This is a genomic window from Candidatus Avedoeria danica, assembly GCA_016703025.1.
GTDB lineage: Bacteria > Chloroflexota > Anaerolineae > Epilineales > Epilineaceae > Avedoeria > Avedoeria danica.
In genome coordinates this window covers 1,209,649-1,233,754 of sequence record JADJCV010000004.1, presented here as the reverse complement: position 1 = coordinate 1,233,754, position 24,106 = coordinate 1,209,649, and the positions used below count along the sequence as shown (strand labels likewise).

Genomic DNA, 24,106 nt, shown 5'->3' with positions numbered 1-24,106 from the left:
TCGCCGACGTTGGACGTGTCCACGCGCGCATCGCGCCGACCGCCGCTAGCGGGCCGCGTGGAGCGCGCGGACGGCCTCGGTGAAGGCCGGGACGATCTCGAACACGTCGCCGACGATGCCGTAGTCCGCGACCGAGAAGATCGGGGCCTCGGCGTCCTTGTTGAACGCGATGATCAGCTTGCTCGTCTTCATGCCGGCTAGGTGCTGCACCGCGCCGGAGATGCCGCACGCGATGTACAGCGACGGCGAGACCGTCTTGCCGGTCTGACCGACCTGATCCGAGTGCGGCCGCCACCCAGCGTCCACGACCGCCCGGCTGGCGCCGACGGCCGCGCCAAGTGCGTCGGCCAGCGCCTCGAGCAGGGCGAAGTGCTCGGGTCCGCCCATCCCGCGCCCACCGGAGACGATGATGTCGGCTTCCGACACGTCCGGCCGGGTCGACGCCGTCAGCTCGACGCGCGTGACGACGGCCTTGCCCGACGCGTCGCCGACCGGTACGGCTTCGATCGCCGGGCCGCCGCCTGACGCGCCGGAATCGCCGGCGGGGGCATAGCTGTTCGGCCGGAGCGTCGCCATCGCCGGCTGCGACGACACGCGCACGCGGGCCAGCGCCTTGCCCGCATACATCGGGCGCAGCGCCGTCAGCGCGGTGCCGTCCGTGCCGACCTCGATGCAGTCGCTCGCCAGCCCGGCGCCAAGGATGGCCGCGATTCGCGGCGTCAGATCGCGGCCGCGGGCGGTGCTGGCGCCCAGGATGACGCCGGGCTTGCGCTCGGCGGCGACGGCCGCGATCGCCTTCGCCCAGCCGTCGGGCGAGTAGGCGGCCAGCGCAGGATCGTCCATGACGAAGACCGTGTCGGCGCCGATCGCACCGGCCAGGTGCGCCACGCCGTGTCCGGCCAGCACCGCGCAGACGCGGCCGCCGCCGGCCACGCCGCGCGCGGCGGTGACGAGCTCGTGCGTGACGCGGCGGAGGCCGACCGGCGCCGAGTCGGCGGACTGCTGTACTTCGGCGAGAATCCAGACGTCGGCCATCAGATCACCTTCTCTTCTTCGTGAAGGATCCGGGCCAGCGCACGGCTGGCGTCGGCCGGACTGCCGTCGAGGATTCGACCACCGCCGCGCTCGGCCGGCCGCTCGATGGACGTGACCTCCACGGCGGGCGCCGGCAGCGTGGCCGGATCGATGCCGAGGTCGGCGGCCGTCCAGACCGGAATGGACTTGGACTTCACGCGCATGATCCCTTTGAGCGTGGCGTAGCGGACCTCGTTCAGGCCTTTCTGCGCCGTCAGGAGGGCTGGCAGCTCGGCCGTCATGTGCTCCTTGCCGCCTTCGATCTCACGGCGCACCGTGATCGTCCTCCCCTCGACTTCGACCCCGACCACGAACGACAGGTGCGGGCAGTCGAGCGCCGCCGCCACGTAGATCGGCACGAGGCCCTCGTCGCCGTCGACGCCCTTCCAGCCGGCCAGCACGAGGTCGTGCGGCAGCTTGCGGAGCGCGGCGGCCAGTACCTCGGCGCGGGCATGCGTGCCGAGCGACTCGAACGCCGGATCCCACACCGCCTGCGCCTCGTCCGCACCGAGGGCCAGCATGTCCTTCAGCGCACCGTGCGCCCGATCCGGGCCGAGGGTCAACAGCGTGACGGTGCCGCCATGGCGCTCCCTCAATCGAAGCGCCTCCTCGACGGCATACTCGTCGTATGGACTGGTGACCCATGTCACGCCGTCCAGGTCCACGCGCCCGTCCTTGACGCGGTCCTGAATCCGGGTGGCCGTGTCGGGTACCTGCTTGATCAACACCACGATATCCACGAACGACTCCAGGAGTGGGTCGAACCTTGCATGTTCGGATGCCGCCGTCGGGGCGGCGGCGAAGGGTAACGCATCGGGCAGCGGGGCGGCAAATGCCCCGAACCGGCCGGCCAGGCTCTTGACGTAACGTGGGCGGGCGTGTATCCTGATCGCCCGGTTATGGTAAGTCACCGGCCGACGGCGAGGGGCCGCGGGCGGGCAACACGGATGGTTCAGCATGCGGCAACACGTCGATGACTTCCTCCGCTATCTCGAGGTCGAGCGCCGCTATTCGGCCCACACGTTGACGGCGTACCGCAACGACCTGACCCAATTCATTGCGTTCCTGGCCGAGCCGAGCCTGCTCGGGCCGGCGCCGACGCGTTGGGCCGACGTCGGCCGCGACCGGATCGTCGACCATGTCCTGCACCTCAAAGAACGGGGTTACTCGTCGGCGACGGTGGCGCGCAAGGTGGCGGCGGCCAAGAGCCTGTTCCGCTTCCTCACCGCCGAGGGCGTCGTCCGCGAAGACCCGACGGCCGCGCTCGAGGCGCCGAGCGTCGACAAGCGCCTGCCGCGCACGCTCGGGCGTGCGGACGTCGACCGCCTCCTCGACGCGCCGCTCGCCAACTCGGGCCCGAAAGCGATGCGTGACGCCGCGCTGCTCGAGCTCCTCTACGCGACCGGCATGCGTGTGAGCGAGCTCGTGGCGCTGGATGTCGGCGACATCGACCTGGCCGGCGAGACCGTGCGGTGCTTCGGCAAGGGCGCCAAGGAGCGCGTCGTGCCCCTCTATCACCGCGCCGCGGCCGTGCTGGCGGACTATCTGCAGCACGGCCGGATCGCATATCTGAAGCGCGGCGACGAGAAGGCGCTGTTCCTCAACCCGCGCGGCACGCGGCTGACGCGGCAGGGCCTCTGGCTGATCATCAAAGAGTACGTGAAGGCGATCGGCATCCGGATCGACGTCACGCCGCACACGCTGCGGCACAGCTTCGCCACCCACCTGCTCGACGGCGGCGCGAACGTGCGCGAGGTGCAGAAGCTGCTCGGCCACTCCAACGTCTCGACGACGCAGATCTACACCCACGTCTCCAATGAGCGCTTGCGCGCGGCGTACGATCAGGCGCACCCGCGTGCCTGATCGGGGGTGCGTCGCGGCGCTGGCCGTGGTCCGCGCCGCGACGGAGCTTCGCCCCGAGGTCGCAATCGTGGCCGGCAGCGGCCTCTCCGGCCTCGGTGCCGATCTCGTCGACGGCGTCCGCCTGCCGTATGCCGCGATCCCGGGCTGGCCGGCGTCCACCGTCCTCGGCCACGCCGGCGAGTTCGTCGTCGGCCGGCTGGGTGGCGTCGTCGTGGCGGTTGCGCGCGGTCGGACGCACCTGTACGAGGGCCGCTCCGCCCACGATACGACGTTCGGCGTCCGGCTCATGCACGCCCTCGGTGCACGGACGCTGGTCGTCACGAACGCGGCCGGCGGGTTGAACCCGGACTTCGCGCCAGGTGACGTGATGGTGATCCGCGACCACCTGTTCCTGCCCGGCATGGCCGGCTTCAACCCGCTCGTCGGGCCGAACGACGATGCCGTCGGCCCGCGGTTTCCATCCATGCTCCACGCGTACGCGCCCGATCTGCGACCGGTCGCGCGGCGGTGCCTCGCGGACGCTGGGCTGGCGGTCCGCGACGGTGTCTACGCGATGGTCGCCGGCCCGAGCTTCGAAACGCCGGCCGAAGCGAGATACCTGCACGGCATCGGCGCCGATGCCGTCGGGATGAGCACGTGCCCGGAAGTCGTCGTCGCGCGGCATGCCGGCATGCGGGTCGTCGGGCTGTCCGTGATCACGAACCTCGTCCCGATCCATGAACCGCATGAGGTCGCAGGGCACGACCTGCACACCGAGGTGCTCGAGACCGGTCGGGTGGTGGCGGAACGGCTGGTCGGAGCGGTGGCGGAGCTGGTTCGGTCGATCGCGGGGCCGTAACGCGGGCCGAGCGGCGCGGACGACGGTACGGCGTGTGGGCTCCGTCGACGCGCTCAGCGTCCCTTGAACGCGCCGAGCGACGCCGGCAGGCAGCCTGACCGTGCGGTGGAATCCGCGGGCGAACTTGGCGGCGTCGGAACGGCCGGGCCGCCGCCTTCCCCCCCGCTCCCCGCCCCCGACCCCGCCCCCGCGCCTGCGCCGGTGCCGGCGCCGGCGCCAGCGCCGAGCTGGCGTCCCTGCGCGTTGACGAAGGCGTTGTAGGCGTTCCCCCGCCCGGCGCCCTGCGCCAGGACGTCGACGCCCGGCAGCCGTTCCGCGCCGCGCACGAGCCGTTCCCGGACCTCGTCCGGTTTCAGGCGCGGATTCGCCGAAAGCAGAAGGGCGACGGCGCCGGTGGCGAACGGCGTCGCCTGGCTCGTCCCGCGGAGCGCCGTGTAGTGCGCGTCGACGGGTCGACCGAGGCCCGTTCCGGCGGCGCGGGCGCTGACGATGCCGACGCCCGGGAAGATCAGCTCAGGCTTGGCGCTTCCGTCGCCGGTCGGGCCGCGGGAAGAGAAGCCCGCGACGCGGTCGGTGGGGTCGCCGGCCGTCGCCTCGGAGGCGCCGACGGTGATCACCCGCCGCGCGGCGCTCGGTGCGCCGATCGTGTGGCCGGCCGGGCCCATGTTGCCGGCCGCGACGCAGACGACGATGCCGGCTTCGACGGCCGCGTTGCACAGCACGGACAGCGCGTCCGTGCCGTCCGCCGGGTAGGGCGGCCCGCCGAGGCTGATGTTCACGACCTGCGCGCCGTTGTCGATGGCCCACTCGATGCCCGCCATGACGGTGCTCGTACGTCCGCCGCCCTCGGCGTCGAGCGCGCGCGCGATGACGAGCATCGCCTGCGGCGCCACGCCCTTGTAGCGCCCGCCACCTGCCGCGCCGCTGCCGGCAGCGATGCCGGCGACGTGCGTGCCGTGCCCGTTCGGGTCGTGTGCGGCGTCGGCGTTCTCGTCGATCAGGTCACGCCACGCCGCGATCCGCCCTTCGAAGTCCGGATGGTCGCGGTCGATCCCGGTATCCACGATCCCGATCCGCACGCCTTGCCCGCCGAAACCGGCGTCAACGACCCGCGGCACGCCGATGAGCGGCACGCGGGTGTCCGCCCAGGTGTGGACCGGGAGGTCGGGCCAGATCATCTCGACCGCCGGATCGTCCGTCAGCGCGGCGATCATCGACGGTGTCGCGTCCGTCGCTTGCGCCGATACGAGGTGGAAGGACTGCGACGGTGCGATGTCCGACAGCGCGCCGACCTCGCCGCGGGCGACGAAGCTTGGCTTGTACTTCAGGATGACCGCCAGCTGCTCGTCCGGCCGCACGTCGCCGGACATCGTGACGGACAACGACTTGTGCAGCTTGGTCGGGTTCATGCAACGGTCTCCAAGGCGGGGAAGGGTGGGGCGGTGCGCGGACGCAGGGCGGGCACGATCGGACGACATCGTGCCGCGGGCACGCCGCCGATGCGGGGGCGCGGAGCCGGTGGCCGGGCGGCGCTCAGCAGTGCTGCACTTCGCGCACGGGCTCGATCGAGCGCACGACCGAAAGCAGGGACAGGCTCTCGAGATCGCCGACCGGGCCGGTCACGGCCACGCCCGGGATCAAGCGATAGGTGTACTGCACGACGAGCGACGCCGGCAGCCGTTCGAGCAACGCCTCGAGCGTGCTCTCGGCGGTGACGATCGCTTCGACGACGGCGGCCGGATCGCTGACGCTCAGCTTGAGCAGCTCCGGATCGATGCGGGGGCGCATGGCGTTTCCTTCCGAGTTCGGTTCCCGCCGGACGAACGGCGACCGACCGCTTCGCGACCACCGGACCGTGTCACGCGCCAACGATGGCGCCGGCCGGAGTTCGAACGGTGCGCTGACGGAATACCGCAAGGGTAGCCGAACGGCGCCCCTCAGGCCAGCCCCGGGGCGCCGCGCTCCAGCACCGTGACGCTCTCCGAATGGTACGTCTGCGGAAACATGTCCAGCGGCTGCGTCGACCGATGGGCATAGCCGATCGCGCCGAGCGACCGGACGTCGCGGGCGAGCGTCGTCGGCTCACAGCTGACGTACACGATCCGGGCCGGCAGCAACCGGGCGACGACGGCCCCGGCAGCGGCATCCAGGCCCCCGCGCGGTGGATCGACGACCAGCGCGTCGATGCCGGGTCCGATCTCCTCGAGCGCCTCGGCCACGTCGCCCTCGATGAGCGTGACGTTCGCCAGGCCGGCCGTGTTCGCGACGGCCGCCGCGACCGCGGCTCCGTCGATGTCGACCGCCACAACCGAGTCGCTCACCTCGGCGATGGCCCCGGTCAGCGTGCCGATGCCGCAGTAGGCATCGACGACGCGGCCGCTTCGGGGGCCGAGGGCTGCTTGGACGGACTCGGCCAGGTGCTCCGCCATGACGGTGTTCACCTGGAAGAACGCCGTCGCCGGCACGCCGATCGCCTCACCCCGCAACTGCTCGACATAAAACGACCGTCCGGCCGCAATCGACTCTTCGCCCGCAGGCCCTACGATGACGATCGATGCCTCGCTCTCGACCTCGATCTCGCCGACGACGCCGTCGCGATCGTGGATGACGATCAGCGCGTCGCCGGTTCGCTCACCGATGCGGAACGTGACCTCGGTGCCGTCGGGGAGGTCGGCCTCGAAGGCGGCGACATGCGCAAAGAGATCGGGCACGGCGATGGGGCACGTGGTGACGCGCACAAGCGTCCGACCGTCCACGCTGACGAGGCCCGGCCGCCCGCCGACCAGCCGCGTTCGAAGCTTGTTGCGGTAACCCCACGGCGTCGGCAGGCCGATCGTCGCCGCCACCGCCGGCGCTCGAACGCCGCCGATCCGCTCGAGCGCGTCCATCAGGATCGAGCGCTTGTGCCGGAGTTGGGCATCGTACGCCAGATGCTGCCACTGGCACCCGCCGCACCACGTGCCGGGTGTCGCGCCCCGCGCCGGCCACGTCCCGAAGTGCGCGCACGTCGCCGCCACACGCTCCGGGCTCGCGGCACCGACCGTCCGCGCCGCATAGCCCCGCTGGAAACGTGGTCGCGCTTCCGTCACGACGACCTCGATGGTCTCGCCCGGCAGCCCGCCGGCCACGAACGTTGCCCGTCCGTCGTCCGCCCGGCCGATGCCTTCGCCGCCATGCGCCATCCCGTCGATCCTGACGTCGACCGCCCCGTCGGCGTCCGGTCCCTGAGCCCCGGCCGCCGGTGCGTCGCGCCCTCGTCGCCGCGCCGGCGACCGCGACCCGTCCGACCGCGCCGGCTGTCCCGACCGCACTGACCGGTCCGGCCGCTTCGGGCGCTCGGTCACGCCCGGCGGCGCGCCAGCGCCTTGTCCAGCACGTCCTTGGCCACGGCCGCGTTTGCCTGGCCACCCGTCGCCCGCATCACCTGGCCGAGGAGGAACGCACTGGCCGATTCCTTGCCGCCGAGCCAGTCCGCGACCGGCTTGGGGTGCGCCGCCAGCACATCCTCGACGATCGCGCCAAGCGCATCGCTGCCGCTGATCTGCGTCCGCGCGCCGTCCGCGGCGATATCGGCGGCGCGCCGACCGGTCGACCACATCTCCGCCAGCACGTCGCGTGCGACGCTGCGCGTCAGCGTGCCTCCGGCCACCAGCGCCGCGAGCTCGGACAGGGCGTCCGGGGCGACTTTGGCCGTCCAGCCATCACCCAGCGCCGGCTCGGCGTTCGCGAGCGCAAAGAGCGGCCCGGTGATCCAGCCGGCGACGGCGCGCGATTCGCCGGGCCCGGCGGCGTCCAGCGCGGCGACGGCGTAGTCGGCGGTCGCCCGGTCGCGCGTGAGAACGCGCGCCTCGTCGTCCGTCACGTGCCACCGGTCCACAAGGTCGGCACGGCGAGCGGCCGGCAGCGCGGGCAGCGCGGCGCGCCGCGCCTCGATCCAGCCCGCGTCGAGGACGAGCGGCGGCAGGTCGGGTTCCGGGAAGTAGCGGTAGTCGTCGGCTGCCTCTTTCGTGCGCTGGGCGAACGTCGTTCGCGTCCGCTCGTCCCAGCCGCGCGTGCTCTGGATGATCGCTTCGCCGCGCTCGGCCATGCCGGCCAACCGTTCGGCCTCGTGCTCGATCGCCCCCTTGGCGGCGGCGAAGCTGTTCAAATTCTTGATCTCGATCTTCGTCCCAAGGCGGCTCTCGCCCACGCGGCGGACGGAGATGTTCACGTCCGCACGCAGCGCACCGTCCTCCATGTTGCCCGTCGAAACGCCGAGCCAGCGCAGGAGCTGTCGCAGCGCCTCCAAATAGGCGCGCGCTTCGTCGCCGGAGCGCATGTCCGGCTGTGACACGATCTCCATGAGCGGCACGCCCGACCGGTTGAAGTCCAGCAGCGTCTCCGAAGGCGCGTGGATCAGCTTGGCCGTGTCCTCCTCGAGGTGCAGCCGCTCGAGTCCGACCGTGCGGCGCACGCCGTCCGCCCCGACGACCTCGAGGCCGCCGCCCGTGCACAGGGGCGCCTCGTACTGGCTGATCTGATAGCCCTTCGCCAGGTCCGGGTAGTGATAGTTCTTGCGCTCGAACCATGTGCGCGGTCGAATCTCGCCGCCAAGCGCGAGCCCCGTCGTCACGGCTGCCGCGATGGCGGCGGCGTTTGGGGTCGGCAGGGCGCCCGGCAGGCCGAGGCAGACCGGGCATACAAGCGTGTTCGGCTCGGCACCCGCGAAATCGGCGCCGCAGCCGCAGAACATCTTGCTCTTCGTCAGGATCTGGACGTGCGTCTCGATCCCGACCACAACCTCGAAGCCTTCCATGCCGCGCCGCCCGTCAGAGCGACGCGACGAACGCGCCGATGCGCGCGAGCGCCTCGGTCAGCCGCTCGATCGACGTGGCGTAGCTGCAGCGCGCGAACCCGCGACCGGCCTCGCCGAATGCTTCACCCGGCACCATGGCCACCTTGTGCTCGTACAGCAGCCGCTCGCAGAACGTGTCGCTGCTCAGACCGGTAGGGCGGACGTCGGGAAAGGCGTAGAACGCGCCGCGCGGCTCGAACGTCGGCAGCCCGATCCGGTTGAACCCGTCCACGACGAGGCGGCGGCGGGTGTTGTACGCCTCGGCCATCGACCGCACGGCGGCAGCGGCGGCCGGATCGGTCAGGGCGGCCAGCGCGGCGTACTGCGCGGCGGTCGGGGCCGACATGATGATGTACTGGTGGATCTTGCGCAGCGCCGCCACCAGCGGCGCCGGTCCGCAGGCGTAGCCGATCCGCCAGCCCGTCATCGCGTAGCTCTTCGAGAAGCCGCCGAGGAGCACGGTGCGCTCGCGCATGCCCGGCAGCGCGGCAAAGCACGTGTGCTCCTGGCCGTACACCAGCTGGTCGTAGATCTCGTCCGAGATCACGTACAGATTGCGCTCGGCAGCGAAGTCGGCCACGGCCTCGAGCTGCGGCCGGTCCATCACCGCCCCCGTCGGGTTGCTGGGGTAGCCGATGAGCAGCCCCCGCGTCCGCGGCGTGATCCGGGCGCGAAGGTCCGCGACGTCCAGCTGGAAGTCGTTCGCGAAGCGCGTGACGACCGGCACGGGCGTTCCTCCGGCGAACGTCACGACGGCCGGGTACGCCACGAAGCACGGTTCCGGGACGAGGACCTCGTCCCCGGCTCGACGAGCGCCTCGGCGACGAGGTGGAGCGCCTCGCTGCCGCCGACGGTGATCAGAACCTCGGTCTCGGGGTCGTACCGCACGCCGTAGCGCCGCTCGAGATGGGCGGCCAACGCCACGCGCAGTTCGATCAGACCGCTGTTGGAGGTGTAGCCGGTGTGCCCGGCCTCGAGCGATGCAATCCCGGCGCGCAGGATCGGCTCGGGCGTGACGAAGTCCGGCTCGCCGATGCCCAGCGAGATCACCTCGGGCATCGTCGCCGCGATGTCGAAAAAGCGGCGGATGCCGCTCGGCGGCACGGCGTTCCCGCGCGTCGTCGTTCGAAGCGCATCGGTGCGCGGATCGGCGGTCATCGCGGCTCTCCTGGGCGGGCGGAGGTCGGACGCGTCACGGGTCGAGCGCGCGCGGCGGGCGGATGCTGGCGGCGTCGGCGGGCACGGCCGGAGCGCGCGTCGACCACGCCGTCCGGGCTTCGTACGCGTCCGCGGTGCGCAGGATCGAGGCCTCGTCGAAGGCCCGACCCATGATCTGGAGGCCGACCGGCAGCCCGGCCACGAAGCCGCACGGCACGGATGCGCCCGGCAGGCCGGCCAGGTTGAGCGCGATCGTGTAGATGTCGTTTAGGTACATGGCCAGCGGGTCGTCCATCTTCTCGCCGCGCCGGAACGCCGGTGCGGGAACGGTCGGCCCGACGATGACGTCGCAGGCATCGAGCGCGCGCTCGAACTCGGTGCGGATCAGGCCCCGGACGCGGGTGGCCTGGGCGTAATAGGCATCGAAGTAGCCCGTCGACAGCGCGTTCGTGCCCAGGATGATCCGCCGCTTGACCTCCTCCCCGAACCCGGCGCCGCGCGCCGCGGCGAGGCGCTCCCAGACGCCGCCCGTGCCGATCGACGCGCCGTAGCGAAACCCGTCGTAGCGTGCCAGGTTCGCCGAGCACTCGGCCGTGGCGATCAGGTAGTAGGTGGCCACGGCGTACCGGACACTCGGCAGCTGGACGCGGACGCGCACCGCGCCGGCGGCGACGAGAACGTCGATCGCCGCCTCGACGGCCGCGCGCACTTCGGGGTCGAGCCCCGCCGCGAAGTATTCGTCCAGGATGCCGAGACGCAGCCCGGTCACGTCGCCGTTCAGCGCCGAACCGTAGTCCGGCACTCCCACGTCGCCGCTCGTCGCATCGAGCGGATCGAGGCCGGCGACGGCGCCGAGGACGGCCGCCGCGTCCTTGGCGGTGCGCGTGATCGGGCCGGCCTGATCGAGGCTCGAGGCGAACGCCACCATCCCGCGACGCGAGACGCGACCGTACGTGGGCTTGAGGCCGACGACGCCGCACAGCGCAGCCGGCTGGCGGATCGAGCCGCCCGTGTCCGTGCCGATCGCAAACGCGGCCATGCCGGCCGCCACTGCCGCCGTCGAGCCGCCGCTCGAGCCGCCGGGCACGCGCGAGACGTCCCAGGGGTTGGCCGTCGGGTGGAAGGCGGAGTTCTCGGTGCTCGAGCCCATGGCGAACTCGTCCATGTTCGTCTTGCCGAGCAGGACGGCGCCGGCGGCAGACAGCCGCGCGTACACGGCGCTGTCGTCAGGCGGGACGTAGTCCGCCAGCATCCGCGACCCGGCCGTCGTCCGGACGCCTGCCGTCGTGAAGAGATCCTTCAGCGCGTACGGCACGCCGAGCAGCGGACCGTCCTCCCCTGCCGCGCGCCGTGCGTCCGCGCTGCGCGCCTGGGCGCGCGCGACGTCGGCCGTGACGGTCAGGTAGGCGCCGATGGCGTCATCGCTAGCTGCGATCTGCGCGAGGTAGGCGTCCGTGACGGCCAGCGAGGTCGTGGTGCCCGACCGCAACTGCGCCGCCGTTTCGGCGACCGACCAGCGCGTCGGATCGGCGTCTGCGCGGGACGGGGCGACGGCGTTCGTCGAAGCGGTGGTTCCGCCGGACATCATGCGGCTCGCCGCCTACTCGCGCATCGGCGGGACGCGGAAGTACCCGGCCAGCGTGTCGGCGGCGTTCGCCAGTGCCGCCGCGCGCGGCAGCGACGGCCCGACGACGTCGTCCCGCAGCCGTACGCCGGCACCTTGCCCGACCGCGCTGCCGTCGCCGACCGGCGCGTCGGCCAGCTGAGCGACGTATGCGAGGACGTCGCCGAGCTGCGCGCGGAAGCGCTCCCGCTCGGACGGCGTCAGGTCGAGGCGGGCGAGCGCGGCGAGGGCGTCGATGTCGAAGGATGGGGGGGGCGGGGCAGTTGGGGTCATGGGGGGCGATGATATCACGGCGAGGGGAGGGGTCGGAAGGATGACGGGCGCCCGACAACGACAAGGCCCCCGACCGGGATTCCCGGTCGGGGGCCTTGTTCAGCCTAGATCCGACGTCTCAGCGAGTGCGTCTCGCCGGACGCACGGCGCCCGTGATTACGGGCAGCCGCACTTCCAGACGAACCCGTTGTAGACGGGGTGGTAGGGCACGTTCACGTTCCGCAGGCTCAGCCGGTTGCGCTGCGGGTTCGACACCGGGTTCATCGGGACGTTCGGGTTGCAGGCCAACCCGTAACCCCCGACGCCCGCACCGTTCGCCAGGGCCGCGGCGATCGCCGCGCTCGGCGCCTTCGCCTCGAGACCGGGGCACTGCGCGCCGGGCGCGAGCGTCACGGTCGGCGGCGGCGTCGTCGGCGTCGTGCCCGGGGTCGTCGGAACCGCGGTCGTGCCGGACGGGGTGGTCGCGGTCGGCACAACGTCCGGGCCGCACACCAGCGCCTCGTTGCTCTTCGACGGCGACTGGCTGGCGCCCGTCAGGCGGCTGCGTCCCGTGGACATCACGGCCGTCATCAGGCCGCCGGCGTTCGTCACGTAGCCCATGACGGCGCCGATGCGCGTGGCCGGACTCGCGTTGCCGGCCTTCAGGTCGACCCACGCCGGCGTCGCGCCGGAGAGGTCGAGACCGTACGTGGTGGAGCTGAAGGACTCGTCCGTCCGGAAGAAGGACGAGCCGGCGCCGCCGTGGACGACCATGTGCTTGAGCGCCGCCGAGTACGCCGCGCTGTGGAAGGCGAGGCCCTTCGACATGTTCGGCAGGTTCTTCCACACGGCCGGCGTGACGCTGAGGTCAAGACCGTCCACGCTGCGATCCGCCGTGCTGCCCGACGACGTGCCGCCGGCGACGATGATCATCTTGTGGTCCGCGTCGTAGACCGACGTGTGGCCGTACACCTTGTTCGGGCCGCCGCTCTCCGGCGCGACGCCGGTCGGCACGCCGGCCGCATCGAAGGTCAGCCAGATGCCGCCGAGCTGATCGGCCTGGCACTGCTTCTTGTCCGTGACCGCGATCTTGAAGTCGCACTTCTTCATGCCGCCCGTGACCAGGATCGCGTTCTTCTCGGGCGAGTAGCTCGCGGCCGGGAAGAGGCGGTTGCCCATCGAGCCCATGCCGCTGACCGTCCGCCAGCTGTCGGCGTCGATGTCGTACTCGAGGATGCGGTCCTCGCCGTCGATGACGAGGCTGGTCGGCGGCGAGGAGCCGAGGAGCGCATCGTAGTCGATGTCGTCCTTGGCGCCGCCGAAGACGTAGATCATGCCGACCTTGGCCGGATCGTTCGACGGCCGGTACGCCGCCGCGGCGCCCCAGGTCTTCTGCGGCATGTTGCGCAGCGCGTCCGACTTGCTGCCGGCCAGCGTCGTCGCGTTCGTGGCCGACATGTCCATCGCCTGCGCGGTCTGCTGGACCTTGCCGTCCTGGTTCAGGCCGCCGAGGATGTAGGCCTTGCCGTTCTTGTCGACGGCGCCCGCCGCGTGATAGACGGCCGTGCCGGCGCTGCCGGAGGCCTTCCACGAGCACGACATGCCCTGCGTCGTGTCAGCACTGGCGGTCCGCGTCTGAGCGGCACCCACCGCTACGCCAACGCCGACAGCCATCACGGTCGCGCAAAGCGACCACCGGGTCAGTTTCGTGAGGGTCACGAGTGTCTCCTTGGTCCTGATGGAAATTGTCCGCATGTGTTTGGGACGATCGCGTGCGTAAGGACACGCATGGGTTACGGCGCCACCCGGACACCGACATACCTATACCAAGCGCGAATGCGCGTGGATCGCCCCCCCTGTCCACAGGCGCACAGCATACACGGCCTTTGCCGCAAGATCAAGCGGAATTAACGGATTCCACCCCAACCCTTCATGTTTCGGCGGGCGGTGCGACACCCCGGACGGTCGAGTCAACACCCTGCAGCATTCGCGCCCGCCGGCAGGCGCCGCCGTTACCCGCCCGCCAGCGGCAGTCCCGCCGCCAGCCGTTGCCCGCCGTCGACGACGAGCGTCGCGCCCGTGGTGAAGCTCGAGAGCGGGCTGGCGAGGTAGAGGACCGCACCGACGATCTCGGACGGGTCGGCGAAGCGGCGCTGCGGGATGACGGCCAACGCGCCGGCGGCGGCGCCCGGCGCGTCCCAGATCGCCTGGCTGAAGCGCGTCTTGACGAAGCCGGGCGCCACGGCGTTCACCTGGACGTTGTCGGCCGCCAACTCGACCGCAAGCACCTCGGTCAACATGAGAAGCGCCGCCTTGGAGACGCAGTAGACGCCGACGGACGGCTGCGGCATGAGCCCGGCCACGGACGCCACATGGATCACCTTGCCGCCGCCGCGCGCCCGGAAGGCCGGCAGGCACGCGGCCACGCTCCGCAGCGGCCCGCGCACGTTCACATCCATCGTCTTGTCCCACACCCCGTCGTCGGCCGTGACGATCGGGCCGTAGTGCGGGCACGTCCCGGCGTTGTTCACCAGGATGTCGATCCCGCCGAACGCCGCCACCGCCGCCTCGGCCACGGCCGCGAACGCGTCCCGTGCCCCGGCGTTCGCCGCCACGGCGATCGACCGGCCGCCGGACGCGACGATCCCATCCGCCACCGGCGCCAGCGACTCGGCGCGCCGTCCGACGACGACGACCGCTGCACCGGCGGCGGCCAGCGACTCGGCGATCGCCCGGCCGATGCCGCGGCTGGCGCCGGTGACGATGGCGACGCGGCCCGCCAGGTCGAACCGTGGCGCGTCGGCGAGCGCGTTGGGCGTGGAGAGAGCACTGGGCGTGGGGAGTGTATCGGGCGCGGCCCCGTGGTCGTTGGGTTCGGCTGCGGACCCGGGATCGGCGGCGCTTCGACGGTCTGGCATGTCTGGATCGTCCTGTTCGATGTCCGTGGCTCACCGCCGTCGGGAAACCGTCGCCCGCCTCACCCGACGGCTGCCGACGCGGCGGTCCGCGCCGGACCGCCGCGCGTAACGTACGCCCTTCGGCCGGAGACGCAGCTTCCATCGACGGGCACCGGGAGTACAACGGGCCGGCGGCCGAGCCCGGCCGCAGTCATCGACCCGCGCCGGAAATCGGCCGCGCATGGGCGCTCGTCGATCATGCAGGTGCGCGTGGATGCACGGGTGCGCCTCCGGATGCGCCTCAAAGGAGAGCAGCGTTGGAACGGTTCAGCTGGCGCGACATCACGCCTGAAGAAGTGTACCTCAGCCGGCGACGCGTGCTCGGCGGGCTCGGTCTGGCAGCAGGCGGGGCGCTCGTGGCCGGCTGCGGTCCGCGGTCACGCCCATCGTCCGGCGCGGCGGACGGGGCACCGGGACCCACCGCCATCGCCGGCCCGCCGCCCGTGCGCACCCTCGCCGGCCCGCTGTCGCCCGCTGTCGAGGCAACGCCCGAGCCGGACCCGAACCGACCGACGAGCGACGAGCGCGGCGACGGCGTGACGAGCTATGACGCGATCACGCACTACAACAACTTCTATGAGTTCACGACCCAGAAGGAAGCAGTCGCGCGACTGGCCGCCGGCTTCACGACGTCGCCGTGGGAGGTGCAGGTCGGCGGCCTGGTGCACAAGCCGATGACGTTCGACGTCGACGGCCTGCACCGGTTCGGCCTCGAGGAGCGGATCTACCGCCTGCGCTGCGTCGAAGGGTGGTCGATCGTCGTCCCATGGGACGGATTCCCGCTGCGCAAGCTCCTGTCGGCCGTTGAGCCCAAGTCCGACGCCAAGTTCGTCCGCTTCGAGTCCGTGCTGCGGCCCGCGGAGATGCAGGGGCAGGGCGGTGTCGGCTTCACGTGGCCGTACACCGAGGGCCTGCGGTTGGACGAGGCGATGAACGACCTCGCCCTCCTCGTCACCGGCGTGTACGGGCGCACCCTGCCGCCGCAGAACGGCGCACCGGTCCGGCTCGTGGTGCCGTGGAAGTACGGCTTCAAGAGCATCAAGTCGATCGTCCGGATCGACCTCGTCGCCGAGAAGCCGACGACGCTCTGGAACACGGCGGCGCCCGACGAATACGGCTTCTTCGCCAACGTCAACCCGGCGGTGGACCACCCGCGCTGGTCGCAGCAGACCGAGCGGCGGATCGAGGGCGGTTTGGCCCGGCGGCGGACCCTGGCGTTCAACGGCTACGACGGCCAGGTGGCGTCGATGTACGCGGAGATGGACCTCAAGGTCTACTACTGATGTCGGACTCGATCGCGCCGCGCGGGGCTGCCTTGTCCGGCGCAGTGCCGTCCACGCCGATCGCGGCGCCGACCACCGTCGATGTCCGGCCCGCACGGCGCCGCCCCATCCGACCGCTCGCCCTGCGCGCCGGCGTGCACGCTGCCGCCGCGGCGACGGCACTCTGGCTGGCCTGGCACGCCGCGACGGGCGATCTCGGCTTCAACCCGGTGGACACCGTCGTTCGGACGCTGGGCAAGGCGGCGCTCGTTTTGCTCGTGGCCAGCCTGTGCTGCTCCCCGGCCCACCGCGTGCTCGGCGCCCGGTGGGCGATCCCGCTGCGGCGGCCGCTCGGGCTGTGGGCCTTCGCCTACGCCGTCGGCCACTTGCTGGCCTTCGCCGGCCTGGACTACGGGTTCAGCTTGTCGTTCATCCTCGACGACGGCCTCCCGAAGAAGCCGTACATCGTCGTCGGCCTGTCGGCGTTCGCCTTGCTGGTGCCGCTGGCCCTGACGTCGACGCGCGGCTGGCAGAAGCGGCTCGGCCGGCGTTGGACGAGCCTCCACCGGCTCGTGTACGTCGCGGCCGTGCTCGCGGTGGTCCATTTCTATTGGATCGGCGCCGCCACGAAGAAGGGCTCGCCGATCGAACCGTACTTCTGGGCGGCGGGCGTCGCGCTTCTCCTGGCGGTCCGCGTGCCGGCCGTGCGGACCGCATTGCGAGGAGCGATGGGACGGACACTTGGTCGATGGCGGCGCCTCCGGTAAACTCACGCTCTCAGCTACGACCCGCTCTACCCGCTTGATGAACGACGGGCGGCCCGCCATGGGCCGCCCTGTTCGTGTTTTGAGGAGAAGACCAGATGCGACGAGACGACGTGCGCAACGTGGCGATCATCGCCCACGTCGACCATGGCAAGACGACGTTGGTCGATGCGCTCTTGCGCCAAACGTTCGCGGTCCGAGAGAACCAGTCGCTCGGCACACGGATCATGGATTCGAACGATCTCGAGCGCGAGCGCGGGATCACGATCCTGGCGAAGAACACCGCCGTTCGATACCAGGGCACCAAGATCAACATCGTCGACACGCCCGGGCACGCGGACTTCGGTGGCGAGGTCGAGCGGGTCCTGAACATGGTGGACGGCGTGCTGCTCCTGGTGGACGCCGTCGAGGGGCCGATGCCGCAGACGCGCTTCGTCCTGCGCAAGGCGCTCGAGCTCGGCCACCGCGCGGTCGTGGTGGTGAACAAGCTCGACCGCGAGTACGCGCGGCCGGAATGGGCGGTGAACGCCACGTTCGACCTCTTCATCGACCTCGGCGCGAGCGAGGAGCAGGCGGATTTCGAGGTCGTGTACGCCAGTGCGCTGCGCGGGCTTGCCGGGCCGCGGCCCGACGCGCTCGTGCCGAACATGGATGCATTGCTGGATGCCGTCCTGCGCCTCCCGGCGCCGCTGGCGGAGATCGAAGCACCGCTGCAGCTGCTCATCACGAACTTCGAGTACGACGAGTACCGCGGCCGGATCGCACTCGGCCGGATCCGGCGCGGCACGCTGCGCCCCAGCCAGGACATCGTGATCGCGACGCCGGAGAGCGCGCCGCGCAAGGGCCGGATCGGCGACCTCTTCGTGTTCGAGAACCTGGGCCGCGTCGCCGTCGCGACCGCCGAAGCCGGCGATATCGTGGCCCTGTCCGGGCTCGACGACGTCGCGATCGGCGAGACGCTGTGCGATCCGCTCGACGTGGACCCGCTGCCGCAGATCGCCGTCGAGGCGCCGACGGTGCGGATGGCGTTCACGATCAACAACAGCCCGCTGGCGGGCCGCGAAGGGCAGTACGTCACGAGTCGCCACCTCCGCGCCCGGCTCATGAAGGAGCTCGAGCGCAACGTGGCGCTGCGGGTCGAGGAGACGGACAGCGCCGACCGATTCCTGGTCAGCGGCCGCGGCGAGCTTCACCTCGGCATCCTGATCGAGACGATGCGCCGCGAGGGCTACGAGTTCGCCGTCGGGCGACCGCAGGTCATCGTCCACGAGGTCGACGGACAACGCCAGGAGCCGTTCGAAGACGTCTACATCGACGTCGCGAACGACTTCGTGGGCGCCGTGATCGACATGCTCGGCCGTCGGCGGGCCGAGATGATGTCGCTGGAGAGCGACGCGCACGGCTCGACGACGACGATGCGCTGGCGCGTGCCGACCCGCGGGCTGCTCGGCTTCCGCAGCAAGTTCCTGTCGGCCACGTCCGGTACGGGCGTTATGCACACGCTGTTCGCGGGTTACGCGGACTGGGCGGGCGACATGGAGGCGCGCGACTTCGGCTCGCTGCTTGCGCACGAGCCGGGTGTCACGACGTCATACGCGCTCGACCTGGCCCAGCAGCGCGGGGCGTTGTTCGTCGGCCCGGGCGTCGAGGTCTACGCCGGCATGGTCGTCGGCATGCGGCCGAAAGCCACCGATCTCACGGTCAACGTCTGTCGGCGCAAGCACGTCACGAATCACCGAAAGGCGTTCGCCGAGATCGGCGTCCTGCTGACGCCGCCGGTACAGGTGAACCTCGACATGGCGCTCGAGTACATCGATGACGACGAGCTCATCGAGGTCACCCCGCTGAACATCCGGCTGCGCAAGGTGGAGCTGGACCACAACGTGCGCGCGCGGATCGAAAAGGACGCGCGGAAGCAGGCCTAGTACGTCGCCACGGCGGAATCTCCGGCCGCCGTACTCTGCCGGGCACCCCAGGCATGTCCATTGGCGGGCGACCCGGCGGCCGCCGTCGACACTTCGGTGCCGGGGTGTTGGGATACGGCCGGTGTCTGACGGATCGCTGACAACCCATTGACCCATGCGAATCGGCCGGTTATCATGGCCCGGGTTTCGAGCCCCCCTGCAGCGTGGGCTGCGACGATCGGGCGGCGGATCAGCCGCACATCGCAAGGAGGTCGTGGTGAAGCGAGCTCTCATTCGTTTTGCGCTGGGCACCGTGCTCGGCGCCGTGATCGCCGGCGCCGGGTTCCGGGCCGCGCCGGCCTTCGGGTACAACCTGATGGGCCCGAAGTGGAACACGAACACCGTCCAGTACGACAAGCACACGTTGTCGTCGAGCTGGCAGACGGTTGCGACGTTCGGCGCAAGCCAGTGGACGAACGTCTCGCCGTCGCCGTTCACGTGGGTGTCCAACAACAACAGCAACAACGACATCACGCGCGCCGCCATCGATGGCGGCGGCGGCACGCTGGCCGTGACGACGGTGTGGTACAGCGGCGGGATCATCTCGCGCGCGAACATCAAGTTCGACTCGGCCGAGAACTGGTACGTCGGCAGCAGTACGCCTGGCTCGAGCCAGATCGACGCCCGGGCGGTGTCGGCGCATGAGTTCGGCCACGGCGCGGGCATCGGGCATTCGTCATCCGGCGGCTGCTCTTCGTGCCCGAATCGCTACACCATGTGCGCCTCGTACATCGTCGGCTCGACATGCCAGCGCAGTCTCGAGGCCGATGACCGCAACGCCCTCAACGCCCTCTACCCGTAACGTTCGGCCCCAACCAGGAAGGAGCCAGTATGAACAGCAAGATCTTGTTTGGCGCCGGGCTCGTCGTCGGCATCGCGGCTGTTGCCGCCATGCGCCTTGCCGGCGGCAACACCGTGGCCGACGTCTCATACAGCGATCTGCCGTTGTCGGCGAAGGTCGCCTCAGCACCGCTCATCGTCACCGGCACGGTCCTCGAGGTCACGCCGTCGCGGTGGAACCAGGACGACGGAACGTTCTGGGAGAAGGTCGAAACCGACGCGTTCGGCCAGCAGACCGTCGACACGGCCGTGCCGTATCACACCGTCGTCGTTCAGGTCGACCGCACCCTGGCCAATCGGGACGGCGTCGGGACGGACAAGCTGACCCTCACGATCGTCGGCATGGGCTCGGATGCGGCCCTCGCCGCGAGCGTGGACGCCGGGGGCGTGACGAGCCTCGCGTCCGACACCGTCTCGGCTGCCGAGGGCGAGCGCGTGATCGCCTTCGTCCGCCCCGGGCAGCTGGCGTGGCGCGACGGGACGATGCGCCCGGTTCTCGTGCCGATGGGCGCGCCCGGTTCGACCGTGGTCAGCGAGGCGGCCGTCAACGGCGGCGCGCTGTCGGACGTGGCCTCGTTCGACGCCCTCGTGGCCCAAGTCGAGCACGCACGGGCCGTGGACTCGGCGACCGAGTAGGCCGCCGCGACAGTCATGGGCCGGTGGGTCGCGCGTCGATCGACCGGACCCGCCGCCAAGTCGATCGAGAATGGGAACGGGCGGGCGCCGATCGGCGCCCGCCCGTTCTGCTGTGATGTTCCCGGCTTGTTCGGGCCGCGCCGTTTCGAACCCGTCAGGCCTCAGCCACGCGCCGGCGCCGGCCGCGACCGCGACACCGCGCGGACGCCGTGGCCCTGCACGGGCGCATCGGGCGCGCCGACGAGGGAGACGGGCGCCGGCTGGCCGTCGACGGTGGGCGGCTCGCCGTTCGCAATGAACGCCTCCGTCATCGCCCGTGCTTGTTCGTCCGTGTACTGGGCCGGCGGGCTCTTCATCAGGTACGCGGCCGGGCCAACGAGCGTGCCGGCGATGCCGCGGTCGAGCGCGAGTTTCGCCAAGCGGACGGCGTCGATGACGACGCCGGCCGAGTTCGGGCTGTCCCAAACCTCGAGCTTGAGTTCGATGTTCAACGGCACGTCCCCGAACGTCGTGCCTTCCATGCGGATGTAGGCCCACTTGCGGTCCGTCAGCCACGGCACGTAGTCGCTCGGGCCGATGTAGACGTTGTCCGGGGCCAGCGGCTGAGCCAGCTGGCTGGTCACGGCGTTCGTCTTCGAGATCTTCTTCGACTCGAGGCGCTCGCGCTCCAGCATGTTGTAGAAGTCCATGTTGCCGCCGACGTTCAGCTGGCTCGTCCGATCGAGCACGACGCCACGCTCGCGAAACAGGTTCGTGAGCACGCGGTGGACGATCGTCGCCCCGACCTGGCTCTTGATGTCGTCGCCGATGATCGGCAGCCCGCGGGCCGCGAAGCGCGCCTGCCAGTACGGTTCGCGGCCGATGAAGACCGGGATGCAGTTCACGAACGCGCAGCCCGCCTCGAGCACCTGCTCGACGTACCACTTCGTGGCCATCTCGCTGCCGACCGGCAAGTAGTTGATGACGACGTCCGTGCCGGTGTCGCGCAGGATGTCGGCCACGGGGCTCGTCCGGCCGGGCGCCTTCGTGATCTTCTGCTTGAGGTAGAAACCGAGGCCGTCGTGCGTCATGCCGCGGTGAACGGGCACGCCGAGGTTCGGAACTTCGCTGAACTTCATCGTGTTGTTCGGCCCGGCCCAGATCGCGTCCGACAGGTCGTGGCCGACCTTCTCGATGTCGATGTCGAAGGCCGCCGAGAACTCGATGTCGCGCACGTGATAACCGCCGAGGTCGACGTGCATGAGCCCGGGCACACCGGCGTCCGGATCGGCGTCGCGGTAGTACTGGACGCCTTGGACAAGCGACGAGGCGCAGTTGCCGACGCCGACGATCGCGACCCGCACCTTGCCGTTGGGTTGACCGCGCACCGCGGGAGCCGGCACCGCCTGGCCCGTTGCTGCTTCGCCCGGCACGGCGTCGTCGGACTCGGTTTCGTTCGATCCGGTGTGGTTCGCCACGCTGGATCTACCGCGCAGCGTCGGCGGTGACGAGCGCCGCGTCCTTGTACCGTTCGCCGACCTCGATCAGCATCACCGGGATGCCGTCCGTGATCGGGTAGCGATAGCCGTTCCGCCGGTTGACGAGCCACTTGCCGTCGACGAGCTCGAGCGGACCCTTGTCCAGCGGGCAGACGAGGCGTGCGAGCAGCTCAGCGTTCACCTCGCCGCCGAGCGTCGCCTCGTCGATCGCGTACGGATCGGCGTCGGGATCGTCGGGCGCAAACGAGAAGCCCTCGCTGCCGACGCCTTCCGGCGCACCCTTGAATTTGTCGGCCACTTTGGCGACGACCGCCACAATTCCGACCAGCGCGCCGACACGCAGGACGAAGCGTAAGAAGCGCCGCATGTTCGTGACTCCCTTTGAAGACTGATGAGATGTGCTGTCGCGGTCTGTTGGATCGCGCCGCGGCCACTGAATGTAGCGCACCCCGACAAGCGGAGCCAAGACCGAGCGTTGGGCCGTTCGCAGAGGTGGCGCCGTGGAACGCGAGGTTAGATTTCGATCAGAATCCACCTTGTTCGAATTGTTCGAACCGAATCCACCTTGGCCGCGTCGGCGTCGACACGGACCGAGCCGTCCGGCGGTCGCTCACACCCGCCCGAACATCTGCTCCAACCGCCCGTACGACCAAACGATCACCGTCGGCCGCCCGTGCGGGCACGTGAACGGTGCCGCGCACCGTTCGAGGTCGTGGACCAGCTGCCGCGCCTCGATCTCGGTCAGCACCTGGCCCGCCTTCACCGTCGCCCGCTTGCAGACCGCCAGCACGAGCCGCGCCTCGAGGCCCAGCGCGACGATCGATGCGTCGCTCGTCGCCCCGTCCAACACGGCGCGCACGACCGCGGCCGGATCCTCGCCCGCCAGCACTTCGGGCACCGCGTGCACCGCCACCGCATCCTCCCGGTGCAGCGTCAGCGTCAAGCCCACCCGCGCCACCGCGTCCGCATGCCCGTCGCCCTCCACCCACGCCCGCTGCACCGCATCCAGCCGGACGATCCGGGGTTCGAGCAGCGTCTGCGCCGCCACACCGCCGCTCGCCGCGCGGGCCAGCAGCCGCTCGTACATCACCCGCTCGTGGGCCGCGTGCTGGTCGATGAGGTAGAGGCCGTCCGGACCCTCGGCGACGAGGTACGTGGCGGCCACATGGCCCACCACGCGCAGCGGCGGCAGCGCCGGGTGCGGCGCGGACGCGGTGCCGGGGGGCGCGGACGCCGCCGTTGTCGGCGCACCCGGCAGCGGCGCGTGGACGGTCGGCGGCGGCCCACCGGGCGGGGTGGCGGTCGGCTCGTCGGCAATGCGCGGCACAGGTGCGAACCGGTCCGTCGCCATCGCCGGCCCCTCGAACGACCCGCCGCTGACCGCCCATGGCCACGCCGTCGCGCCGCCCGACGGGGGGGGCGGCGTAGCCGGGCGGCCGTACGACGCGGCCCGTGCACCCGGGCCGTGGGCCGGCCGCGCCGGCGCGAGCGGCGCGAGGCCCGTCACGGCACCGCGGACCGCCTGCTGCACGGCGTGCCAGACATCGTTCTCGCGGCGGAAGCGGACCTCGGTCTTGGCGGGGTGGACGTTCACATCCACCGTCGCGGGCGGGACGTCGATCATGAGCCATGCGATCGGAAACCGGCCGGCGGGCATCAGCGCGTGGTAGGCTTCGACGACGGCGTGCGTGAGGCGCGCACTCTGGATCCAGCGGCCGCCGACGAACAGGGCGATGCCGCTGCGGTTCGCGCGCTGAACGTGCGGCGGCCCGGCGAAGCCGGTGACACGCACGGCCGCCGGCCCCCCATCGGCGGCCTCGTCGCTGCCGTCCCCGGCGGCGCTGCCCGCTGCGGCAGCGCCCGACGTCCCGACGACCTCGAGCAGCTCGAGCGCAACGTCGTCACCGAGCACCGCCGCCAGCACGGCGCGCCGGTCGCCGTCGCCCGTCGTGCGAAACGTCGTCCGCTCGCCGCGGGCAAGGGAGAACGCCACGTGCGGGTGGGCGAACGCCAGGTGCGACAACCACTCGCCGACCCGACCCGACTCCGTCGCCTCGCTCTTTTGGAACTTGAGCCGCGCGGGCACGGCGTTGAAGAGGTTTTCCACCGTGAGGCGCGTGCCGACCGGCGCCGATGTCGGTTCCTGGCCCAGCAACCGCCCATTGTCGATCCGCACCCGCACCCCGAGTTCGGCCCCCGCCGCGCGCGTCACGACCGTCACGTGGCCGACGGACGCGATGGAGGCGAGCGCCTCGCCCCGGAAGCCGAGGCTCGAGACGTGCTCGAGGTCGCCGGCCGAGGCGATCTTGCTCGTTGCATGCCGCGTGAACGCCAGCGCCACCTCGTCGGCGGCGATCCCGGTGCCATCATCCGCGACCTCGATCCGCCGCAGACCGCCGCCGTCGATCCGGACGTCGATCCGCGTCGCGCCGGCATCCAGCGCGTTCTCGACGACCTCCTTCACGACGGACGCCGGCCGCTCGACGACCTCGCCGGCTGCGATCCGGGCGATCGAGAGGTCGTCGAGGAGGCGGATCGGGTGTCTGCGGGTCATCGCTTCGT

General features: G+C 71.1%; 20 protein-coding genes and 1 pseudogene. 7 read left to right on the top strand and 14 right to left on the bottom strand.

The window, feature by feature from the left end; genetic code table 11:
- Nucleotides 1-45: 45 nt before the first annotated feature.
- Both IPG72_08430 and IPG72_08425 read right to left on the bottom strand, forming a co-directional pair.
- Nucleotides 46-1,035, bottom strand: coding sequence for an electron transfer flavoprotein subunit alpha/FixB family protein (locus tag IPG72_08430; protein MBK6769020.1), 990 nt, complete (start codon nucleotides 1,033-1,035; stop codon nucleotides 46-48).
- Nucleotides 1,035-1,814 carry an electron transfer flavoprotein subunit beta/FixA family protein gene (locus IPG72_08425; GenBank protein MBK6769019.1) on the bottom strand — a complete coding sequence of 260 codons (780 nt, stop codon included), beginning with the start codon at nucleotides 1,812-1,814 and terminating at the stop codon, nucleotides 1,035-1,037. The genes IPG72_08430 and IPG72_08425 overlap by 1 nt, the downstream gene beginning before the upstream one ends.
- Before the next feature lie 217 nt (nucleotides 1,815-2,031).
- On the opposite strand from IPG72_08425, the gene xerD reads away from it, so the two are divergent.
- Both xerD and IPG72_08415 read left to right on the top strand, forming a co-directional pair.
- Nucleotides 2,032-2,937: a site-specific tyrosine recombinase XerD gene (xerD, locus tag IPG72_08420; protein ID MBK6769018.1), complete on the top strand. Its 906-nt coding sequence runs from the start codon at nucleotides 2,032-2,034 to the stop codon at nucleotides 2,935-2,937.
- Entirely contained in the window at nucleotides 2,891-3,775 is an 885-nt protein-coding gene (locus IPG72_08415; protein MBK6769017.1) for a purine-nucleoside phosphorylase, read from the top strand. Before xerD ends, IPG72_08415 begins: the two co-directional genes overlap by 47 nt.
- Nucleotides 3,776-3,828: 53 nt before the next feature.
- Here IPG72_08415 and IPG72_08410 read toward each other — a convergent pair whose 3' ends face one another.
- From IPG72_08410 to IPG72_08370, 9 genes and pseudogenes are all read right to left on the bottom strand, one after another.
- Nucleotides 3,829-5,184 (bottom strand): S8 family peptidase, encoded by a 1,356-nt coding sequence (locus IPG72_08410; protein MBK6769016.1) that lies wholly within the window; start codon nucleotides 5,182-5,184, stop codon nucleotides 3,829-3,831.
- 124 nt (nucleotides 5,185-5,308) lie between these two features.
- On the bottom strand, nucleotides 5,309-5,563 hold the full coding sequence (locus IPG72_08405) for a hypothetical protein (GenBank protein ID MBK6769015.1): 255 nt from the start codon (nucleotides 5,561-5,563) through the stop codon (nucleotides 5,309-5,311).
- A 149-nt stretch (nucleotides 5,564-5,712) separates the two neighbouring features.
- Entirely contained in the window at nucleotides 5,713-6,957 is a 1,245-nt protein-coding gene (locus tag IPG72_08400; protein ID MBK6769014.1) for a class I SAM-dependent RNA methyltransferase, read from the bottom strand.
- 158 nt (nucleotides 6,958-7,115) lie between these two features.
- The gene (gene gatB / locus IPG72_08395) at nucleotides 7,116-8,570 is read right to left on the bottom strand and encodes an Asp-tRNA(Asn)/Glu-tRNA(Gln) amidotransferase subunit GatB (protein MBK6769013.1); all 1,455 of its coding nucleotides are present in this window, start codon (nucleotides 8,568-8,570) and stop codon (nucleotides 7,116-7,118) included.
- 13 nt (nucleotides 8,571-8,583) lie between these two features.
- A pseudogene (locus tag IPG72_08390) lies at nucleotides 8,584-9,767 on the bottom strand (aminotransferase class I/II-fold pyridoxal phosphate-dependent enzyme).
- A 34-nt stretch (nucleotides 9,768-9,801) separates the two neighbouring features.
- Nucleotides 9,802-11,352, bottom strand: a complete 1,551-nt coding sequence (gatA, locus tag IPG72_08385; protein MBK6769012.1) for an Asp-tRNA(Asn)/Glu-tRNA(Gln) amidotransferase subunit GatA — start codon at nucleotides 11,350-11,352, stop codon at nucleotides 9,802-9,804.
- Between the two features lie 15 nt (nucleotides 11,353-11,367).
- Nucleotides 11,368-11,664 (bottom strand): Asp-tRNA(Asn)/Glu-tRNA(Gln) amidotransferase subunit GatB, encoded by a 297-nt coding sequence (locus IPG72_08380; protein ID MBK6769011.1) that lies wholly within the window; start codon nucleotides 11,662-11,664, stop codon nucleotides 11,368-11,370.
- Nucleotides 11,665-11,820: 156 nt separating this feature from the next.
- The gene (locus IPG72_08375) at nucleotides 11,821-13,362 is read right to left on the bottom strand and encodes a hypothetical protein (protein MBK6769010.1); all 1,542 of its coding nucleotides are present in this window, start codon (nucleotides 13,360-13,362) and stop codon (nucleotides 11,821-11,823) included.
- 293 nt (nucleotides 13,363-13,655) lie between these two features.
- Complete coding sequence (locus IPG72_08370) at nucleotides 13,656-14,561, bottom strand: glucose 1-dehydrogenase (GenBank protein MBK6769009.1); 906 nt, start codon at nucleotides 14,559-14,561, stop codon at nucleotides 13,656-13,658.
- Between the two features lie 296 nt (nucleotides 14,562-14,857).
- Here IPG72_08370 and msrP point away from each other — a divergent pair, with 296 nt between their 5' ends.
- From msrP to IPG72_08345, 5 genes are all read left to right on the top strand, one after another.
- Nucleotides 14,858-15,883, top strand: coding sequence for a protein-methionine-sulfoxide reductase catalytic subunit MsrP (gene msrP, locus IPG72_08365; GenBank protein MBK6769008.1), 1,026 nt, complete (start codon nucleotides 14,858-14,860; stop codon nucleotides 15,881-15,883).
- Entirely contained in the window at nucleotides 15,883-16,629 is a 747-nt protein-coding gene (locus tag IPG72_08360; protein MBK6769007.1) for a sulfoxide reductase heme-binding subunit YedZ, read from the top strand. Before msrP ends, IPG72_08360 begins: the two co-directional genes overlap by 1 nt.
- Before the next feature lie 95 nt (nucleotides 16,630-16,724).
- Nucleotides 16,725-18,551, top strand: a complete 1,827-nt coding sequence (typA, locus tag IPG72_08355) for a translational GTPase TypA (protein MBK6769006.1) — start codon at nucleotides 16,725-16,727, stop codon at nucleotides 18,549-18,551.
- A gap of 256 nt (nucleotides 18,552-18,807) precedes the next feature.
- Entirely contained in the window at nucleotides 18,808-19,392 is a 585-nt protein-coding gene (locus tag IPG72_08350) for a matrixin family metalloprotease (protein ID MBK6769005.1), read from the top strand.
- Nucleotides 19,393-19,421: 29 nt separating this feature from the next.
- Nucleotides 19,422-20,066 carry a hypothetical protein gene (locus IPG72_08345; GenBank protein MBK6769004.1) on the top strand — a complete coding sequence of 215 codons (645 nt, stop codon included), beginning with the start codon at nucleotides 19,422-19,424 and terminating at the stop codon, nucleotides 20,064-20,066.
- A gap of 161 nt (nucleotides 20,067-20,227) precedes the next feature.
- Here IPG72_08345 and IPG72_08340 read toward each other — a convergent pair whose 3' ends face one another.
- The 3 genes from IPG72_08340 to mutL all read right to left on the bottom strand — a co-directional run bounded on the left by IPG72_08340 (nucleotide 20,228) and on the right by mutL (nucleotide 24,098).
- Complete coding sequence (locus IPG72_08340) at nucleotides 20,228-21,433, bottom strand: inositol-3-phosphate synthase (GenBank protein MBK6769003.1); 1,206 nt, start codon at nucleotides 21,431-21,433, stop codon at nucleotides 20,228-20,230.
- A 97-nt stretch (nucleotides 21,434-21,530) separates the two neighbouring features.
- Nucleotides 21,531-21,725 carry a Trm112 family protein gene (locus IPG72_08335; protein MBK6769002.1) on the bottom strand — a complete coding sequence of 65 codons (195 nt, stop codon included), beginning with the start codon at nucleotides 21,723-21,725 and terminating at the stop codon, nucleotides 21,531-21,533.
- Nucleotides 21,726-22,154: 429 nt separating this feature from the next.
- Nucleotides 22,155-24,098, bottom strand: a complete 1,944-nt coding sequence (gene mutL / locus IPG72_08330; GenBank protein MBK6769001.1) for a DNA mismatch repair endonuclease MutL — start codon at nucleotides 24,096-24,098, stop codon at nucleotides 22,155-22,157.
- Nucleotides 24,099-24,106: the final 8 nt, after the last annotated feature.

Excerpts from the sequence above, each read along its gene's own strand:
- IPG72_08430 (MBK6769020.1), bottom strand. The coding sequence starts at position 1,035 with ATGGCCGACGTCTGGATTCTCGCCGAAGTACAGCAGTCCGCCGACTCG.
- xerD (MBK6769018.1), top strand. The coding sequence starts at position 2,032 with ATGCGGCAACACGTCGATGACTTCCTCCGCTATCTCGAGGTCGAGCGC.
- IPG72_08415 (MBK6769017.1), top strand. The coding sequence starts at position 2,891 with ATGAGCGCTTGCGCGCGGCGTACGATCAGGCGCACCCGCGTGCCTGAT.
- IPG72_08410 (MBK6769016.1), bottom strand. The coding sequence starts at position 5,184 with ATGAACCCGACCAAGCTGCACAAGTCGTTGTCCGTCACGATGTCCGGC.
- IPG72_08405 (MBK6769015.1), bottom strand. The coding sequence starts at position 5,563 with ATGCGCCCCCGCATCGATCCGGAGCTGCTCAAGCTGAGCGTCAGCGAT.
- IPG72_08400 (MBK6769014.1), bottom strand. The coding sequence starts at position 6,957 with ATGGCGCATGGCGGCGAAGGCATCGGCCGGGCGGACGACGGACGGGCA.
- gatB (MBK6769013.1), bottom strand. The coding sequence starts at position 8,570 with ATGGAAGGCTTCGAGGTTGTGGTCGGGATCGAGACGCACGTCCAGATC.
- gatA (MBK6769012.1), bottom strand. The coding sequence starts at position 11,352 with ATGTCCGGCGGAACCACCGCTTCGACGAACGCCGTCGCCCCGTCCCGC.
- IPG72_08380 (MBK6769011.1), bottom strand. The coding sequence starts at position 11,664 with ATGACCCCAACTGCCCCGCCCCCCCCATCCTTCGACATCGACGCCCTC.
- IPG72_08370 (MBK6769009.1), bottom strand. The coding sequence starts at position 14,561 with ATGCCAGACCGTCGAAGCGCCGCCGATCCCGGGTCCGCAGCCGAACCC.
- IPG72_08360 (MBK6769007.1), top strand. The coding sequence starts at position 15,883 with ATGTCGGACTCGATCGCGCCGCGCGGGGCTGCCTTGTCCGGCGCAGTG.
- typA (MBK6769006.1), top strand. The coding sequence starts at position 16,725 with ATGCGACGAGACGACGTGCGCAACGTGGCGATCATCGCCCACGTCGAC.
- IPG72_08345 (MBK6769004.1), top strand. The coding sequence starts at position 19,422 with ATGAACAGCAAGATCTTGTTTGGCGCCGGGCTCGTCGTCGGCATCGCG.
- mutL (MBK6769001.1), bottom strand. The coding sequence starts at position 24,098 with ATGACCCGCAGACACCCGATCCGCCTCCTCGACGACCTCTCGATCGCC.